12 protein-coding genes are annotated in these 17,348 nt (G+C 31.9%); 4 read left to right on the forward strand and 8 right to left on the reverse strand.

The window, feature by feature from the left end; genetic code table 11:
• Position 1: 1 nt before the first annotated feature.
• The 3 genes from CUEA01_RS14775 to CUEA01_RS14785 form a co-directional block, all read right to left on the reverse strand.
• Positions 2 to 1,375, reverse strand: coding sequence for a glycoside hydrolase family 5 protein (locus CUEA01_RS14775; RefSeq protein WP_234122458.1), 1,374 nt, complete (start codon positions 1,373 to 1,375; stop codon positions 2 to 4).
• A gap of 22 nt (positions 1,376 to 1,397) precedes the next feature.
• Positions 1,398 to 3,578, reverse strand: a complete 2,181-nt coding sequence (locus CUEA01_RS14780; protein ID WP_234122459.1) for a glycoside hydrolase family 48 protein — start codon at positions 3,576 to 3,578, stop codon at positions 1,398 to 1,400.
• Positions 3,579 to 3,717: 139 nt separating this feature from the next.
• Positions 3,718 to 5,025, reverse strand: coding sequence for a X2-like carbohydrate binding domain-containing protein (locus CUEA01_RS14785; protein ID WP_234122460.1), 1,308 nt, complete (start codon positions 5,023 to 5,025; stop codon positions 3,718 to 3,720).
• A gap of 610 nt (positions 5,026 to 5,635) precedes the next feature.
• Here CUEA01_RS14785 and CUEA01_RS14790 point away from each other — a divergent pair.
• The 3 genes from CUEA01_RS14790 (at position 5,636) to CUEA01_RS14800 (ending at position 9,529) form a co-directional block, all read left to right on the forward strand.
• On the forward strand, positions 5,636 to 6,742 hold the full coding sequence (locus tag CUEA01_RS14790) for a DEAD/DEAH box helicase (protein ID WP_234122461.1): 1,107 nt from the start codon (positions 5,636 to 5,638) through the stop codon (positions 6,740 to 6,742).
• 15 nt (positions 6,743 to 6,757) lie between these two features.
• Complete coding sequence (locus CUEA01_RS14795; RefSeq protein ID WP_234122462.1) at positions 6,758 to 7,957, forward strand: DEAD/DEAH box helicase; 1,200 nt, start codon at positions 6,758 to 6,760, stop codon at positions 7,955 to 7,957.
• Positions 7,958 to 8,494: 537 nt separating this feature from the next.
• The gene (locus tag CUEA01_RS14800; RefSeq protein WP_234122463.1) at positions 8,495 to 9,529 is read left to right on the forward strand and encodes a M42 family metallopeptidase; all 1,035 of its coding nucleotides are present in this window, start codon (positions 8,495 to 8,497) and stop codon (positions 9,527 to 9,529) included.
• Positions 9,530 to 9,742: 213 nt separating this feature from the next.
• Here the strand turns inward: CUEA01_RS14800 and CUEA01_RS14805 are convergent, their stop codons facing one another.
• Together CUEA01_RS14805 and CUEA01_RS14810 are read right to left on the reverse strand one after the other, a co-directional pair.
• Entirely contained in the window at positions 9,743 to 11,407 is a 1,665-nt protein-coding gene (locus CUEA01_RS14805) for a ribonuclease J (protein WP_234122464.1), read from the reverse strand.
• A 422-nt stretch (positions 11,408 to 11,829) separates the two neighbouring features.
• Positions 11,830 to 13,809: a methyl-accepting chemotaxis protein gene (locus CUEA01_RS14810; protein WP_234122465.1), complete on the reverse strand. Its 1,980-nt coding sequence runs from the start codon at positions 13,807 to 13,809 to the stop codon at positions 11,830 to 11,832.
• Positions 13,810 to 13,947: 138 nt separating this feature from the next.
• Between CUEA01_RS14810 and CUEA01_RS14815 the strand changes: the two genes are divergently transcribed.
• The gene (locus tag CUEA01_RS14815) at positions 13,948 to 14,325 is read left to right on the forward strand and encodes a L,D-transpeptidase (protein WP_234122466.1); all 378 of its coding nucleotides are present in this window, start codon (positions 13,948 to 13,950) and stop codon (positions 14,323 to 14,325) included.
• A 142-nt stretch (positions 14,326 to 14,467) separates the two neighbouring features.
• Here the strand turns inward: CUEA01_RS14815 and CUEA01_RS14820 are convergent, their stop codons facing one another.
• Genes CUEA01_RS14820 through CUEA01_RS14830 form a run of 3 tightly spaced genes read right to left on the reverse strand, consistent with a single transcriptional unit; the run spans position 14,468 to position 17,346 of the window.
• Positions 14,468 to 15,856 (reverse strand): HAMP domain-containing sensor histidine kinase, encoded by a 1,389-nt coding sequence (locus CUEA01_RS14820; protein ID WP_234122467.1) that lies wholly within the window; start codon positions 15,854 to 15,856, stop codon positions 14,468 to 14,470.
• On the reverse strand, positions 15,849 to 16,547 hold the full coding sequence (locus CUEA01_RS14825) for a response regulator transcription factor (protein ID WP_234122468.1): 699 nt from the start codon (positions 16,545 to 16,547) through the stop codon (positions 15,849 to 15,851). Before CUEA01_RS14825 ends, CUEA01_RS14820 begins: the two co-directional genes overlap by 8 nt.
• Before the next feature lie 40 nt (positions 16,548 to 16,587).
• Positions 16,588 to 17,346 (reverse strand): ABC transporter ATP-binding protein, encoded by a 759-nt coding sequence (locus tag CUEA01_RS14830; RefSeq protein WP_234122469.1) that lies wholly within the window; start codon positions 17,344 to 17,346, stop codon positions 16,588 to 16,590.
• Between the last annotated feature and the right edge of the window lie 2 nt (positions 17,347 to 17,348).

Here is a 17,348-nt window from a genome sequence, read left to right on the forward strand (position 1 = left end):
TTTAATGTGCAAATGGCATATTTCTTAAACCTACTAAATCTGCTAAACGTCTATTGATATCACCCATTTGTATATTAGAAGTACTTGCTCCCACATGTGTGCCGTCTTTACCTAAATTAACCTGATGATCAAGGCCAATATATTTACCGCTGCTTTGGTCTTTCCAGAGTGTAGTCTGTACTAAAGCTAATTTAGCTTGATCTACTGTTTTAAAGTCATAGTCTAAGATACCTCCTGTGTCACCAGAATTGGGATTAAGGCACCAAAAAGTATGGTTAAGCTTGTTTTTATTTATGAAATCGGCTAAATACCTCATCCATTTTTCATTATCGCTGCCATCCATTTTTCCACCCCATTCACCAATTAAAATAGGGGCTATATTATTCTGGTGAATGTAGAACCAATTTGGTCCCCAAGTATCTTTTTCTAGACTCTCTTCATCAAAACCATTCTGGAACCATGGCTGCTGAGATACACTTGGTCCATACTCGTGAGGAGAATATACAACTTGATTTTTATAATTACCCAAATTTACAGGATAATCTTTAACACCTCTTAAATTTCCTCCCCACCAGTTTCCATAATAATCATTTGGATTTGTATCTGAATAGTCATGTCCTTCCTTTGGGTAGTTTTCCACGCCCTCAATCATTATTAAAAGCTTTGGATTTATAGTTAGTATCTTTTTAGAAACCTTTTCTGCCTCATATTTCCAATTATTTGCATCTGCAGAAGCATCCCATTTAGCGCCTTCACTTTGCCCATATGGTTTACCATGCGGTTCATTAAAAATATCGGCAGCAATAACCGTATCATCATTTTTGTAGTGATTTGCAAGCCATTCCCAACATGCTTCATAATCATCTGTTGAATAGTTACTAGTGTACCAGGTTGGGGTTTGTCCACTGTTTTCTATTCTATGCATGTCGAGCATTACTTTAAGTCCTATTTTTTTACAATATGCAACAGTCATATCAAGTATTTGCAGACTATTTTTCCCCTGTAATTCTGGACTAATATAATAATTTATAGAATCAGGCATTGGATATACTCCTTGACGCCACTGATTAACAAGTTGAACTGAAAGTGGAACCCTTAAGAGGTTAAATCCATTGTCTGCAACTATATCTAACATATCATCCAATCTGTTAGCCCATAGTCCATGAAAACATGAATTTGGCGTTTCAAATCCAAACCATGCTATACCTGTAAGTCTGACTTGATTGCCACTGTCATCCAATATCTTATTTCCATCCGTGTGTAAATAATCATCAGTACTACTAATATCTTCTGCATGCAGCTCATATTGTGGGATAATCATTGTCATTGCGAAAAAAATTGCAATAACAGCCGAAAAAAACCTATTTCTTTTCATTTTGACCATCTCCTAATTTAAGTTAATTATTATCAATTATTTGCTGTTCTAATGCTACTACATCCGATATATCTACAGTCCCATCCTTATTTACATCAGCATTTTTTAAATCTATTTTACCTGTACCATTTACAATATAGTTTCTCAATGCTACTACATCCGATATATCTACAGTCCCATCATCATTTACATCTCCAAGTAAAGTTTTAGCTTGGTCTGGGAACAACATAGCATAAGTGCCATTTGCTATTGCAAATTCACTTTGAGCCCAGAACCTGTGGTACTTGAATACTGGTGCTTGACCTGCATCAACAGCAGCTTTTACTCTTGCATAGTCTGGATCATTTTTATATTTTGAACGTATGTCTATAAATTTTATTCCAGGTTTTATTTCATCACCATTTGGCATCTTTCCATCCCAACCCTGTGGAACGTATACTTCTTGGTTAAATATACGACTATAAGAATTTGCTGTTTCTGCAACTGAAACACCTTTTGAATCTTGATCGTTAGTCCATATACTATCTAATATCTTCTTTGCATTATCCTTTGAAGTTTGATCTCCAGTTGCAGCTGCGTAATAAGATAAGGTATTTGCAAGTGATGATTCTACACCTATATCTGTTGAGTAGTTAACTATCTTTACATGCAGCTTAGGATTTCCTGTAGAAATACCTGTCCAAGTATCTGGTTGACCTGACCAATCTATTGTAGAAGGCACACTTACAGATCCATCTTTATTAAACTGTATAGTAGAATTAGCCCATTTAACCCATTTATCTAGCAAGTTTTTAGCTGTTATATCTTTTGTTTCATAATAATATTGGGCTACACGCTGCATTGACCATGTCTGCATACCAAACCAAGTATTGCTGCCTGGGTCTGCATAAACAGGGTTTTCTTGATATCCCATTCCATAGAAAGTTGAGGTTGTATTATCCCAAGGCTCATAACGTCCATTATTTGAATTGCTTGCCCCACCAGCTATTGCTCCTTCTGATGATTGCAACCATTGATAGAATTCTAGCTGTCTCTTTAAACTCATTCCCCAATCTCTTGTACCATTTTGTGACTTTGGTTTGAAATCAGAATTTGAAGACATTACCCATGCAGTTAATGGATTTTGGTATCCAAAATGGCTAGCACTGCCGCCTATTTTCCATGACCAAGAATTATTTTCTGCATCACCACCCCATGCATAATACCAACCAAGTAAATAGTGAGCCGCATCATATCCAGTTCCTGCTTGTGCTGAAGCTCCTATTTTTCTGAAGTACTTATCAAACATTGAGTATCTTAAATAATCTCCCATTTTAGATGCTTTACTTACGTCTTGACTTACATCTTGACCATCTTCCTTTGCCCACTTATCAGCATAGTAAGTTGCTTGAACAGCACGTGCATCTGCATCTGGTGCATCTGTATATTTAAATTGCTTTGAATAAGAATTATCACCTGTAAAAAGATCCAAATAACCATTTTTGCCGCCATATTTCATAGCATCCCAACATGGTTGCGGAATTGTTTCAAAAACAGATTCCTGTGGTCCTCTTTGGTATGAATTTACAAAGGAAGGAGAAGTCTTTCCATCCTCACGTGATCCATAACCATACCAGTTGTCTACATCAAGTAACCAATGCATTCCATACACATCGCTTGTACCATACGCATTTTTTAAATCTGCATCAAGAGGATCTGTGCCAACTGGTGCACTTGTATCAAGTTTTGCAGGATATTTACTAGGATCTTCAAATTCTGGTGCATAGGTTGCTGGCTTGTTTGCTTTGTAGGTGGACATTGCCGGTTGGTCAGCATGTGAAGGAATCATATATTTTTCTGCTGTATCCCAGGATTTTTTAAAGCCAGAAAAATCTCCTGTAAACTTTCCATTCATTGCTTCAAGCCACATATAGTAACTAAAGGCCTCACTTGTGCTTTCATGCCCATAGTCTGGAGCTTCTACCATAAAGGTTTCTACTGAGTGATATGGTATTCCTAGTGAACTAAAATATCCATTACTTGAATCATGAATTTTGCTATACATTTCTTGAAATCTTTGCTCATAGGTCTGGTTTACGGCGTTTGGAGCAATGGCAGCCGCCATAACCTTTTTATCAAATGTGGTTACAAAAGTTGTTGTCATTAAAGCAGAAGCCATAGCCATAGTTATTACTCTTTTCAATTTTTTACGATTATTAATCATAATCTATTTCCCCCTTTTAAATATTTACATAATGCTTTAAAACAACTATAATATTTTATATTACTATTTTTAGTTAATAGTAATTGCAATTTAATCTTTAATGTTTATGCATTAAAACTCGACTAATAATGCATGAACACTACTCAGTTACTACACTGATGCTTCCATTAGTATTTGTTGTAGTAACTATTTTTTCATTTACATCTACAAATTTTGAATCACTAAAAGTTATTGGAGTTTTTCCTATTGCTGCTGTTGATTTAATTGTAAAAGTTATATATGCGACATCTCCATCTTGGTCAACTGCATCTGTTCCTGACTTTAATGATAAATTTGCTATGACAAATCTTACATAACCATTATCACTAAAATCTTTATATGCAAAATTTAAATCTGAATTGTTTACATTGCTACCTGCTTCTACATCCGTTACTTGAAGAAGTGATGGATCATAATTTATATTAAATTGGCAACCAGCTATTGCTGATGAAATTCCTTTTAAGCTTACAGGAATTACTACTTTATCTCCTGGTTTTCCTGACATTGTTCCTATACTAAAAGTTGTTCCAGTAACTACTGGTACTGTTGTATCTGTTACGTTGAGTGTAAAGGTTGCTGCTTTTCCAGCACTAAAGTTAAATACTAAACTATAGCTTGTACCTTCCTTTAACGTTGCTAAATAACTTTTACTTAAAGTAACTACATTGTTTGATACTGTGTAGTCTGTTCCTTCAACTAAAGCATAGCTTCCATTTACTATTGATGTTAATGTGTTCCCATTTAAAGTCATTGTTACAGGTATATCTGCTTGTTTTTCTATATTTTTATCAAAGGTTCCGCTTGTTGGTGTTACTGTTGAATCTAAAACTGGACTAGATCCAGTAGGTTCTACTCCATATTCTAAAGTACCATTAACATAGCCTGTTACCTTATTCCAGTCTGAATATTGACTTGAAGTTGCATTAAAAGAATAGTCATCCGCTTGGTTATAGTTACTCCAATCAGCTTTAGATGTTCTCGCTTGAATTTCCACACTTCCCCCTGCTTCAAGTTGTCCTGCATCAGCTTTAAATCCAACTTCAATATAATGGTCTGCGCCATCAACTGGTGTATCCATCTTTACAATTGAATAAGTAACCTCATCTGTTAGTGGTGTATAAGAATATCCATTCATCATTTGTGAAGAATCACACCAAAAACTTTGATCTTGATTTCCATCTTCTGTGTAATAATATCTTACCTTTATAGTTGATAAATCTAAAGGCGCACTAGTTGTATTAGAAATTTTATAGCATTGAGCTATAGTATTAGAATCTGCACTTGTGTTTTTATTAAAAAATTGAACCTTAATGCTTGCATCTGCTGCAAATACATTTGGCGAAAAAGTAAAAAGTGATGCAATCATCGCAAAAACCATAAACATAGCAATTTTTTTAATTTTCCTCATAAAATACAGCCTCCTAAATTAATATATTTTAATTAAACAAAAGCTTTCACAAGAGCTAAAAAATACTTTTTCCCTCCCCTTAATAAATTTGCAAAAGTCTTTTGTAAAATTCATTTTTTTTAATTTCTCCTGCAACGCTATTTTTGAATTTAAATACAATTTGCAGGCTATTATTAATCTTTTATAGCTTTTGTAATATAGTTTTATTACATTTTCAAATGTAAAATTTATAGTATCAATATAGTTTTACATTTGAAAACGTTTAATATAATTATAGAATCACATTTTTTGCTCTTCTACAGTACTAATTATAAACTTATTTTATATACTTTTCAATAAAAGTTAATATTTTACTCCAATATTATAGTTTTTTATATAATTACACTTTTATTTTGCTATCATTTAAATCATATTACCTATTTTAGAAAAATTATATTATTTTTTGTGCTATTTCTATTGATTTAATATTTTAAATTTGAAATATACCTACTTTTTTAATATAATTATCTTCTATGTGCTTATAATATTATTAGATTTAATTGCAACAATATGATATCATTAATTGACTTATTCAAAGCATAACTAAAGATTATTGAAAGGTTGGATAAAAATGAGTTTTAAAAAATTAGGTATTAATCAAGCTATTATAGATATATTAAATGAAAATGGGATTACTAGCCCAACTGAAATTCAAGAAGAGAGTATTAAACTTATAAAAAGCGGAAGAGATGTAATTGCAGAATCTCAGACAGGAACTGGAAAAACTCTTGCATTTTTACTCCCTATTTTTGAAAATATATGGCCTGAAACAAATTCAGTTCAAGCATTAATTGTAACTCCAACAAGGGAACTTGCCATACAAATAACAGAGCAAGCAATGAAATTAAAAAAAGCCAAGGATATAAATATATTATCAGCTTATGGCGGAAAAGATATAAACTCTCAATTAAAAAAGTTAAAGGGAAATACTCATTTAATCATTGGAACTCCTGGACGACTTTTAGATCATCTTGCAAGAAGAACAATTGATCTTAGCAAACTAAAAGCACTTGTGTTAGATGAAGCTGATCAAATATTGCTTATGGGCTTTAAAAATGACATTGAAACTATTCTACAAGCTTCCTCAAAAAAGCATCAAACAATTTGCTTTTCTGCTACAATGACACCTGATGTAAAAAAACTAGCTTATAGATATATGAACAATCCAGCAGTCATTACCATAAAAAAGCCTGAAGTAACTCTTACCAATATTAAACAAGAAATAGTAGAAACTACAATATCTAAAAAACAAGATGCCTTATTCAGTGTTTTAAACAAGGATAATCCATTTATGGCTATTATTTTTTGCAGAACTAAAAAAAGAGTTGATGAGCTTGATGAAGTTCTATATCAGCACGGATACAATTGTTTAAAATTGCACAGCGACATTACTCAAGCCAAACGTGAGAAAATAATGAAAGCCTTTAGAGCTGGAGATATTCAATACTTAATAGCAACAGATGTGGCAGCAAGAGGGCTTGATGTAAGCGGTGTAAGCCATATATATAATTATGATATTCCAGAAAATGCTGAAGACTATATACATCGTATTGGAAGGACAGGAAGAGCCGGTGAAGCTGGATATACCTGCCTCTTTACAGTTCCACAAGATCAAAGAACTTTAAATGAAATTCAAAAGACCATAAAAATGAATATACCTAAAAGAGAAATAAAATAGATTGGAGCATATGAAATGAGTAATTTATTTGATAAACTTGGATTATCTGAATCTATTTCAAGTACTTTAGATAAAATGGGTTTTAAAACACCAACCCCCATTCAAGAAAAAATAATACCATTAGCCTTAGAAAATAAAGATGTCATTGGAAAATCTCAAACAGGAAGTGGTAAAACACTTTCTTACCTACTTCCTATTTTTCAAAAAATAGATACGAATAAAAGAGAAATGCAGGTACTTATACTTGCCCCAACACATGAATTGGTTATGCAAGTATATAAAACTGTAAATTCTTTTTCAAACAACTCAGAACTCAATATAACTTGTGCTTCCATAATAGGCGATGTAAACATAAATAGGCAAATAGAAAAATTAAAAGAAAAGCCTCATATTATAGTTGGAACTTCTGGAAGAACACTTGATTTAATTAAAAAGAAAAAAATTGCAGCTCACACTATTAAAACAATAGTAATTGATGAAGCTGATATTCTTCTTGATGCTGCTCATATTGACAATACAAAAGCCGTAATCAAGACTACCTTGAAAGAAAGACAATTACTTCTATTTTCTGCCACTATATCAAATGCTACAATTGAAACTGCTAAAAGCTTAATGAAAGAACCAGAATTTATTAATGTAGAAAATAAAACCGAAGTAAACTCTGATATCACACATTATTATTTCACATGTGATGAAAGGGATAAAACAGAGCTTGTAAGAAAGCTTGTTCATGCAATTAATCCAAAAAAAGCAATCGTATTTATAAATAAAAGCGACGATATAGAAATAACTACTTCCAAATTGAAATATCATAAACTTAAAGCCGAGGGTATTCACGGCACAAATATAAAGGAAGACAGAAAAAAAGTTTTGGATGCTTTTAGAGATGGCAAAATAAATCTTTTAGTTGCTTCTGACATTGCTGCTCGTGGACTTGATGTAAAAGATGTTACTCACGTATTTAATTTAAGTTTGCCTATTGAACCTATAAACTATTTACATAGAGTTGGCAGGTGTGGTAGAGCTGGAGAAAAAGGTATGGCAATAACCATAGTTTCACCAACTGAACTTAGACTTATAAAAAAATACGAAAGAGCCTTTAATATAGAAATACAGCATAAAGATATTTATATGGGTAAAATTATAAATTACAAAGAAAAAAGACCAACTTTCAATCGTTCAAAATCAAATAAATACCATAATAATAGAAAGTAATTATAGCAGCTACCCTAATTATAGGAGGATGTGAAAAAAGGTATTCTATAGGTTTTACTATCCAGCACATAAAGCCTATAGAGCTTCCCGTAAAAAAGAATACCTATATTTTTCACATGCTCCTATAGCTTGACAACCACATTTTATTCTAGTTTAATTATAGATATACCGATTGAAACAGCGAAATTACAAATTCCAAATGTATTCTCATAACAATTTTTTCAATTCACAATTCACATTTCACAATGCACAATGAAGGATGATTTTTCTACGCCAGCGTAGGAAAATCTTAAAACTTATTTTTTTATTACTTACGCAGTCGCACCATATATGGTGCTTAGCGAAGCTGTCAACATTAACTTTAAGATTTACCTGAGAGAATCGAAATGTAAATCATCCTTCATTGTGAATTGTGCATCGTGAACTGTGAATTGAAAAACATTGCTGCCAGGATAAACTTAGGATTTGCAATTTCAATTTTTCAAATAGTATATCTTTATACGACAAAAACAGAGTAAAGAGTAGGAAGTGGATTTTATGAACATTGACATGAATTATGTTAAAGACTTTATGGTTGAACTTTTAAACATACCTAGCTGCTGCGGTTTTACAGCTACTGCAATGGAAAGGATAAAAAAAGAGTTTGATGCCTTAGGAGTCGAAACTAAAATGACAAAGAAAAAAGCACTTATTGGAACTATAAAAGGCGAATGTGATGATGATCAAGTATTAGTAGCTGCACATATAGATACCTTAGGCGCTGTAGTAAAAGAAATTAAGCAAAACGGAAGACTTAAAATTACAAATGTAGGTGGTTTTGCTTGGCAAGCAGTAGAAGGTGAAAATGTATTTATAACAACTTTAGAGGATAAAACATTTACTGGAACACTTCTTCCAGAAAAAGCTTCAGTACATATACATTCTGACGAAACGCGTAATCTTATAAGAACACAGGATTTAATGGAAATCAGAATTGATGAAAATGTTAATTCAAAAGAAGACACTGAAAAATTAGGAATACGCGTAGGTGACTTTGTAAATTTTGATACAAGAACACAAATAACTGAAGGCGGATATATAAAATCTAGATATTTAGATGATAAAGCCTGCGTTGCAGTTATGTTTGGAGTAATAAAATACCTAAAGGATAATAATATAAAGCCTAAACATACAACTCAATTTTATGTAAGTAATTATGAAGAAATATGCCACGGTGTAACTGTTATTTCTGATGAAGTTACAGACTTTTTAGCTCTTGATATAGGCACAGTGGGAATTGGTCACACTTCTGATGAACACTCAGTAACTATACTTGCAAAAGATACAAAAACACCTTATGATCTAGAACTTAGAAAAAAACTTGTACACATTGCTGAAAGCAAAAATATCAATTACAAAATTGACGTTCATGACCACTATGGTTCAGATGCTTCAGCATGTATAACTCAAGGCTTTGATGTAAACTTTGCCTGCATAGGAATGGGCGTAGATGCAACTCACCACTATGAAAGAACTCACATAAGTGGAGTAGAAAACAATGCAAAGCTTTTACTAGAATACTTATTATATTAATCAGAGTACGGAGTACAGTGAAGGATGACTTTCTTCCGCTTTGCTACAGAAAATCTTATAACTTATTTTTGATTGCTTACGCAACCACGTTATTACTGTTGTCAGCGAAGCTAACAACAGTTAAGTTTAAGATTTACCTGACGCAAGGAAAGGTAAATCATCCTTCTTTGTACTCTGTACTCTGTACTCCGTACTCTGAATTAAGTATACTAATCAAATTTCCATAATAATCGGCAGTATGATGGGTCTTCTTTTTGTTTTTTCATATAAAAATTTTTCTATATATCTCTTCATGCTATCCTTTAATATATACCATTCGATAATTTTATTATCTAAACATTTTTCTAGCTCTTTTCTTGCAATTTCTTTGGTTTCATTTATGAGCTCCTCTGATCCTTTTACATATACAAATCCTCTTGTAATTACATCTGGACCAGCTATTATACTATAGGTTTCTCTTTCTATCGTAACAACTACTGTAAGCATACCATCTTTAGCTAGGTACTTTCTATCCCTAAGTACCAAACTTCCTACATCACCTACTCCAAGTCCATCTACAAATATAGATCCTGTATGAACTTTTCCAGTAATTGCCGCCTCTTCTTTAGATACACTTAAAACTTCACCGGTTTCTAAAATAAAAGTATTTTCTTTTTTCATTCCTAACTTTTGTGCTAACTCTGCATGATACTTCAAATGCCTATATTCGCCATGAACAGGCATAAAATACTTTGGATGCACCAAGGTATGAATTAATTTAAGTTCTTCTTCATACGCATGCCCAGATACATGTACTTCCTCCAAATCTTTATAAATTACATCTGCACCTTTTTTGAGAAGCTCATTAATTACTCTTGATATTAATATTTCATTTCCTGGAATTGGGGATGCAGAAATGATATACAAATCATTGGGTTCAATTTTTATTTTTCTATGGGTTGAAAATGCTATTCTAGCCAGCGCTGACATAGGTTCTCCTTGGCTTCCCGTAGTTATTATTGTAACCTTCTCATTAGGGTAATTATTTATTTCATCTACATTTATATGCTGACCTTCTGGTATATGAAGATAATTTAGTTCTGTAGCCACCTCAAAAATATTTTCCATACTTCTACCACTAAAGGCTACCTTTCTTCCATATTTAACTGATGCATCCACTATTTGTTGCATTCTATGTATATTTGATGCAAAAGTTGCCACAATAACTCTACCTGTAGCTCTAGCAAAAATTCTATTGAAGGTTTCACCTATAGCTTTTTCTGGAATAGAATGCCCTTTACGCTGAACATTAGTGCTATCAGCCATTAAAAGCAAAACACCTTCTTTTCCCAAATTTGATATACGACCTAAATCCATACCAAGTCCATCTATGGGGGTATAATCTATTTTAAAATCACCTGTATGAAATATTACTCCAACAGGCGTAAAAATTGCAAGACAGCAAGAATCTGATATACTGTGTGTATTTCTAATAAATTCAACCTTTAGTGAATCTATTTTAACTGTATCTCCAGCTTCAACACAATTGAGTATACAATCAGAAAGTATATTATGTTCTTTTAACTTATATTCAACTAATCCTAAAGTTAATCTTGTGCCATATACAGGTACATTAAGCTGTTTTAAAATATATGGTAATGACCCAATATGATCCTCATGTCCATGAGTTAAAAATATACCTTTTACCTTTTCTTTATTATTAATTAAGTACCTTATATCGGGAATAACTAAATCTACGCCGTACATTTCCTCCTCTGGAAAAGCTACTCCGCAATCTATAACAATTATCTCATCTTCATATTCAATGGCTGTTATATTTTTTCCTATTTCTCCAAGACCGCCTAAGGGAATAATTTTAACACTATTTTCATTTTCCACTGCAACTAAACCTCCCTTTTTATATTTCATTCTTTATATTTTGCCTTTTTATTTTAAAATTAATTCTTCTTTTAATAAAAAAACAAAAAAAGGGGCTGTTGCACTAATGGTATTTAATACGTAATTTAAAATTATTGCGAACCAATTAAATCAATTCACAATTCACAGTTCACAATGCACAATAAAGGATGATTTGCCTTCCTTGCGTCAGGTAAATCTTAAACTTAAATATTATAAGCTTCGCTTAGCACCATAAATGGTGCTATTGCGAAAGCAATAAAAAAATAGGTTTTAAGATTTTCTGTAGCTTTGCTACAGAAAATCTACCTTCATTGTGAATTGTGCATCGTGAATTGTGAATTGATTTAGTTCGCAATATTTAAGAGTTGTGTATTAAATAATTTTGTGCCGTATCTCCCTTTTTAATCAATCTTTTTAGTTTTAAATTCATTAGTTAGTTTTTCAAGATTTTCAGCCATTTGTCCTAGGTACTGTGCAGATGCCGTCATCTGTTCAATTGAGGCTAACTGCTCTTCTGTCGCTGCTGATATTCCCTCGGTCTGTTCTGTCACATTTTCAGAAAGCTTGGTCATAGTATCTAAATTTTCTGCAACTTCATTTCCATTCTGAGTCATATCATCTATAGAAACTTCAACATTTTTAACATTCTCAGAAATTTCTGCAATTGCTTTAAATATAAGTTCAAAATAACTATTAGCATCACTTATTACTTTTGTTCCAACTTTAACCTCACTTATACCCTTACCCATAACAGAAATTACATTTTCAGTTTCACTCTGAATTCCACTAACAATATCACTTACTTGCTTTGCTGCTTCACCAGACTGTTCTGCAAGCTTGCGAACTTCTTCTGCTACAACTGCAAATCCTTTTCCTTGTTCACCCGCCCTTGCTGCCTCAATTGCTGCATTTAAAGCAAGTAAATTGGTTTGCTCTGATATATCTGCTATTGCTTTTGTAATTTCTACTATTGCCTTAGATTGTTCTTCTAACCTATTTACCACAGCTGCCGTGTCATTAACGGAGCTTTCTATATTCTGCATACTTAAATTTACTTTTAATAATGCATCACTTCCATTTTCAGAATATTTAGCGGCTTCACTAACTTTTTCTGTAACAATTCTAGATTTTTTATTTATATCATTCATTGTTTTATCTAAATTATTCATACTTAAATCTATCTTCTCTATGCTTGAGTTTAACCTTCCAGCTCCCGTTGCAATTTCATTGGCATTTTCCGCTGTATTTGACGAAACGCTTTCCTGCTGCTCACAAACATTTATCATTTCCTTGGAGGATTCAAAAATTTTTAAAGAATCATCCTTTATTTTATTAACTAATTCACTTAAATTTATAATCATTTTTTCAAATGCTTTACCAAGTATTCCAAACTCATCACTAGATTTTATATTGATTTTCTCAGGAGTAAGATCACCATTTGAAACTTTATTCGCTACTTTTACCAATTCTAATATAGGCTTAATAGCATATCCTGAAATTATAAATAAAATAATTGCTGTTATTATCAATATTATAATTCCTACAAAACAAGTAACAATTGATCCTTGAATGCTGCTAGCAACAGCTACACTATATGGTATCTCAGAACATATTATCCAACCTGTCTTTTTATCATAAAAATAACTTACCAAAACCTTTTTACCATCTTTGGTTACTTTATCATAACCACTCTTCCCATTTAAGCCATTCTTTATAAATTCAAAATTATTCAAATTCGTTCTTTGTCCTGGCTTGTCCATTTTTTTCACAGAATCTGCTAGCAATTTTCCATGATTGTCTACTATATATACACTATAATTATCAGTTGAAAATTGTTTAACAAAACTATTTAACTTGTCCAGCTCAATAGTCCCTTGCAAAATTCCTGTTATACTACCATCTTCACTAGTCCTAATAGGCGTAGCTAATACAGTTATAAGTTTTCCATTGCTCTTGCTTACAAGAACATCTGATACGACATCTTCCTTTCCCTTCAAGGCAGCTTTAAAAAAATCACGATCAGAAATATTACTCAATTTTCCGTTATCACTTCTTGCAAATTGATTTCCATCTGATTTCGTAACAACAATACTCGAAATATCCGGATAAACTTTTGAAGCTTCAATGAGCATTTTTTTAGTTTTGGATAAATCATATGTTCTAATATCATCATTCTTCGACATAACCTTAATTCCACTTAGATTTTTATCAATTAGTGCACTTACTTTTTCATCAACTACTTCAGTTCTTTTTAGGTTGATTTCCATTGTATTATTAATGTCTGTATTTTCTGAAAAATAAAAGCTAATAATCGCAAAAATTATAAGTGGTACTGCACTACCAAGCAAAAGTGCCATTGTTAGTTTTTTTCTAATACTCATCTTTACTCCTCCATTATCTTTTGAATCTATATATACACTTTATCGTATGTTTATACTATTTCTTTTACATGCTACATGAAATATATAATTGCATACTATATTTATATATAAAACTAATTATAATTAAAGAGGGATATTATGTTTAATTGTCCATTTTTACATCTTTATAATTACTATAGATTTAATTATAGTATTAGTATTAATGTCACTGATCTCACTCTTACATTACTCAAAAATAATGAAATATATAAAACTTATACTGTTGCCGTAGGTAAACCTTCTACACCAACACCCTTAGGCAACTTTATAATTATTAAGAAAGGCTTATGGGGAGAACAATTTGGCGGTCACTTTATGCAGATAAATACTTCAACTGGTATATACGGTATTCATGGAACAGATAAGCCTTGGTCTATAGGGAAATCTTTAAGCCACGGCTGTGTTCGCATGTATAACAGTGACGCAAAAGAAGTATATGATATGGTTCCACTTGGTACGCAAGTGCATATATATTAATTGTATAGGGTTACCGACTCAACTATTAAGTTATGCATGCCTCATAATGCCCAGAACATAGCATTTTGAAACATGTATAACTTAAGTTTCGGTACGGTAACCCTTTACTTCTGTCAAAAATCAATCTTAACTTTACTTTTTACTATATTGGAAGGCTAAAACTCATAGTAGTTCCTCTTACTGAAGATTCAATGCATTCCATAAATCCTCCATGAGCCTCAACTATATATTTAGAAATCGAAAGTCCAAGTCCTGAGCCTTGAATATTTTGATTTCTGCTTTTTTCTCCCCTATAAAATTTATTAAATATATAAGGTACATCACTTGATGCTATACCGATGCCTGTATCTTTAACATATACCTTTAAATAATTCATGGTAACTTCAAAGTACACACCAATCATAGAACTTTCTTTTGAATATTTTATACTGTTTGAAATTAAATTATAAATAACCTCAGAAATTCTTTTTTTATCAGCCTTTAAAAGTAAATTTGGTATTTCATCTAGCATTTCAAATCGAAGCCCTTTACTTTCCACTTCTATAGATAAATCTTCTAATATATCGCGAAAAAAATCGCCACAGTAAAATTCTTCCATCACTATGTTCATTTTATTAAGTTCAGCCTTTGAATGTTCTAAAATATCCTCTAGAAGCTTAGTTAGAATTTTTACTCTTCTTAAAATTACTGTACAATAATTTTCAATTCCTTCTCTATCTTTAACAATGCCATCCTTAATTCCTGAAACATATCCGTGAATGGCAGTTAATGGCGTCTTTATGTCGTGTGAAATACAGGCTAAAAGTTCCTTTTCATTTCTTTTTATTTCTACTTCCTTCTCTTTTGAGAATTTTAGTTCATCCCGCATAGCCTCAAAATCATGACAAAATGCCCCAATTTCATTATCATAATCATACTTTATTTTGCAGGAAAAGTCCCCCTTTAAAATATTTTTAGCACTTTTATCAAGACTATTTATTGGCTCTAGAATATCTTTTTTTACAACCAAACTTATATAAACAAAAAAAATTATAATAATTATAGAAGCAGCTATAATAGGTAGAATTTCAAATAGGGTTTTATAAAATGGTGACGTCTTTAAAAAATATTTTTTAGGAATTAAAAAAATTACTGTTCCAACCTCATTGTTATTTACAATAAGTGGTTCAGTATATTTTATAGTATCTTTATTTTGTTTGTAAAACTTGCTATCATACTCCGTAAAATCATATAAATCAATATTATTATTTTTGGGGTATGACTTTATAGATGACATCAAAACTTTACCATTTAAGTTTACTGCTGTATATTTAAAGTCGGATTTTATATTTTTTTTATAATCATTTGCCTTGGCTGCAGCTTCTATTTTAATTTTTGTGCTATTAGTAAGTACTCTTCCGTTATTCACAGTTGGATAATAGGAATTTTGATTATATATAATTACGCATAAATAAACAATTGAGAGCATTAAAAGCAAAGTAGTAATACAAAAGAACATTTTAAATTTAAATGATATTTTTTCTCTACACATCATCTTCCTCCCACTTATATCCGACGCTCCAAACTGTTTTTATACAGTTTATATTAAACCCAGCAAATTTTTCACGAATTCTTTTTATATAAACAGATACTGTATTTAAATCCCCAAATCCACTTAGTCCCCAAACATTATCATAAAGTTGATTTTTTGAAAATACTTGTCCAGGATATTCCGACAGAAAATCTATAATTTCAAATTCCCTTGATGTAAAATGAATTTCCTCATTCTTATAAGAAACCTTGTATCCATTACTATCTATAGTTAAATCATTAAATTTTTTTATTCCAGGCTGACTTTCAGTTTGATTTGAAAAAGTTTTATATCTTCTAAGTTGAGCCTTAATTCTTGCTATAACTTCAGCTGGTGAAAACGGCTTTGTTATATAATCATCAGCACCAACCCCTAAGGATAGAATTTTATCTATATCTCCACTTTTAGCCGAAAGCATTATTATTGGCACAACAGATTCCGCCCTTATTATTCTACAAATTTCTATTCCATCAACTCCAGGTAGCATTATATCAAGAACAATAATTTCAGGTTTAAAAGCTTTAAAATCCCTCACTGCATTTTTACCATTACTACAAACTTGTACCCCAAAGCCTTCACTAACAAGATAGTCCTTTAATACATTCCCTATATCATAATCATCTTCAACTATTAAAACTTTTTCATTCGCCACGAAAAACCCCCCCTTTGAAACAGAGTACAGAGAAAAGAGTTTACCATCCTCTTTCCTGCAAAAATTCTAATATTAATCCTTCTCTTTTTTTATAATCAGCCTTTGAAAATTTATCTAAGTGCAGTTCGCCATCTATTCTACCATCCTTTAAATACAAAAGTCTAGAAGCACGTGCAGCAGACTTAACATCATGTGTAACCATTACTATCGTCTGTCCATTGTCATTCATTTCTGATAGAATGTCCAAAACCTCCTGCCCTGTAGTAGAGTTAAGGGCTCCTGTTGGTTCATCACCAAACAAAATCCTAGGCTTTGTAATTATAGCCCTTGCAAGCGCTGCTCTTTGCTGCATACCGCCTGACACTTCCGATGGATATTTATCCTTATCCTCTTCTAATCCAAATTTCTTTAAAAGTTCTAAGGTATTTTTGTTAACTTCCTTTTTATTTTTACTAATTTCATAGCCACAATATGCTATATTTTCAAATATCGTTATGTCTGGAAGCAAGTTTATAGCTTGAAATACAAATGATATATCCTTTTTTCTTATAGCTGACATATCATTTTCCTTCATCCTTGTAATATCGTTATCCAAAATTTTCACTGTTCCACTGGTTGGTGAATCCATACCGCTTATACTATATAACAGTGTAGACTTACCAGAACCCGAGCTTCCCATAATAACTGTAAAATCACCTTCATATATCTCTAAATCTAAATTCTTTATGACATTAGTTGCTACTTTTCCTGCAACAAAAGACTTACAAAGTCTATTTACTTCTATAACCGAACTTTTCATAA

Source organism: Clostridium hydrogenum (genome assembly GCF_021432385.1).
Lineage (GTDB): Bacteria > Bacillota > Clostridia > Clostridiales > Clostridiaceae > Clostridium_S > Clostridium_S hydrogenum.

Excerpts from the sequence above, each read along its gene's own strand:
- CUEA01_RS14775 (WP_234122458.1), bottom strand. The coding sequence starts at position 1,375 with ATGAAAAGAAATAGGTTTTTTTCGGCTGTTATTGCAATTTTTTTCGCA.
- CUEA01_RS14780 (WP_234122459.1), bottom strand. The coding sequence starts at position 3,578 with ATGATTAATAATCGTAAAAAATTGAAAAGAGTAATAACTATGGCTATG.
- CUEA01_RS14785 (WP_234122460.1), bottom strand. The coding sequence starts at position 5,025 with ATGAGGAAAATTAAAAAAATTGCTATGTTTATGGTTTTTGCGATGATT.
- CUEA01_RS14790 (WP_234122461.1), top strand. The coding sequence starts at position 5,636 with ATGAGTTTTAAAAAATTAGGTATTAATCAAGCTATTATAGATATATTA.
- CUEA01_RS14795 (WP_234122462.1), top strand. The coding sequence starts at position 6,758 with ATGAGTAATTTATTTGATAAACTTGGATTATCTGAATCTATTTCAAGT.
- CUEA01_RS14800 (WP_234122463.1), top strand. The coding sequence starts at position 8,495 with ATGAACATTGACATGAATTATGTTAAAGACTTTATGGTTGAACTTTTA.
- CUEA01_RS14810 (WP_234122465.1), bottom strand. The coding sequence starts at position 13,809 with ATGAGTATTAGAAAAAAACTAACAATGGCACTTTTGCTTGGTAGTGCA.
- CUEA01_RS14815 (WP_234122466.1), top strand. The coding sequence starts at position 13,948 with ATGTTTAATTGTCCATTTTTACATCTTTATAATTACTATAGATTTAAT.
- CUEA01_RS14820 (WP_234122467.1), bottom strand. The coding sequence starts at position 15,856 with ATGTGTAGAGAAAAAATATCATTTAAATTTAAAATGTTCTTTTGTATT.
- CUEA01_RS14830 (WP_234122469.1), bottom strand. The coding sequence starts at position 17,346 with ATGAAAAGTTCGGTTATAGAAGTAAATAGACTTTGTAAGTCTTTTGTT.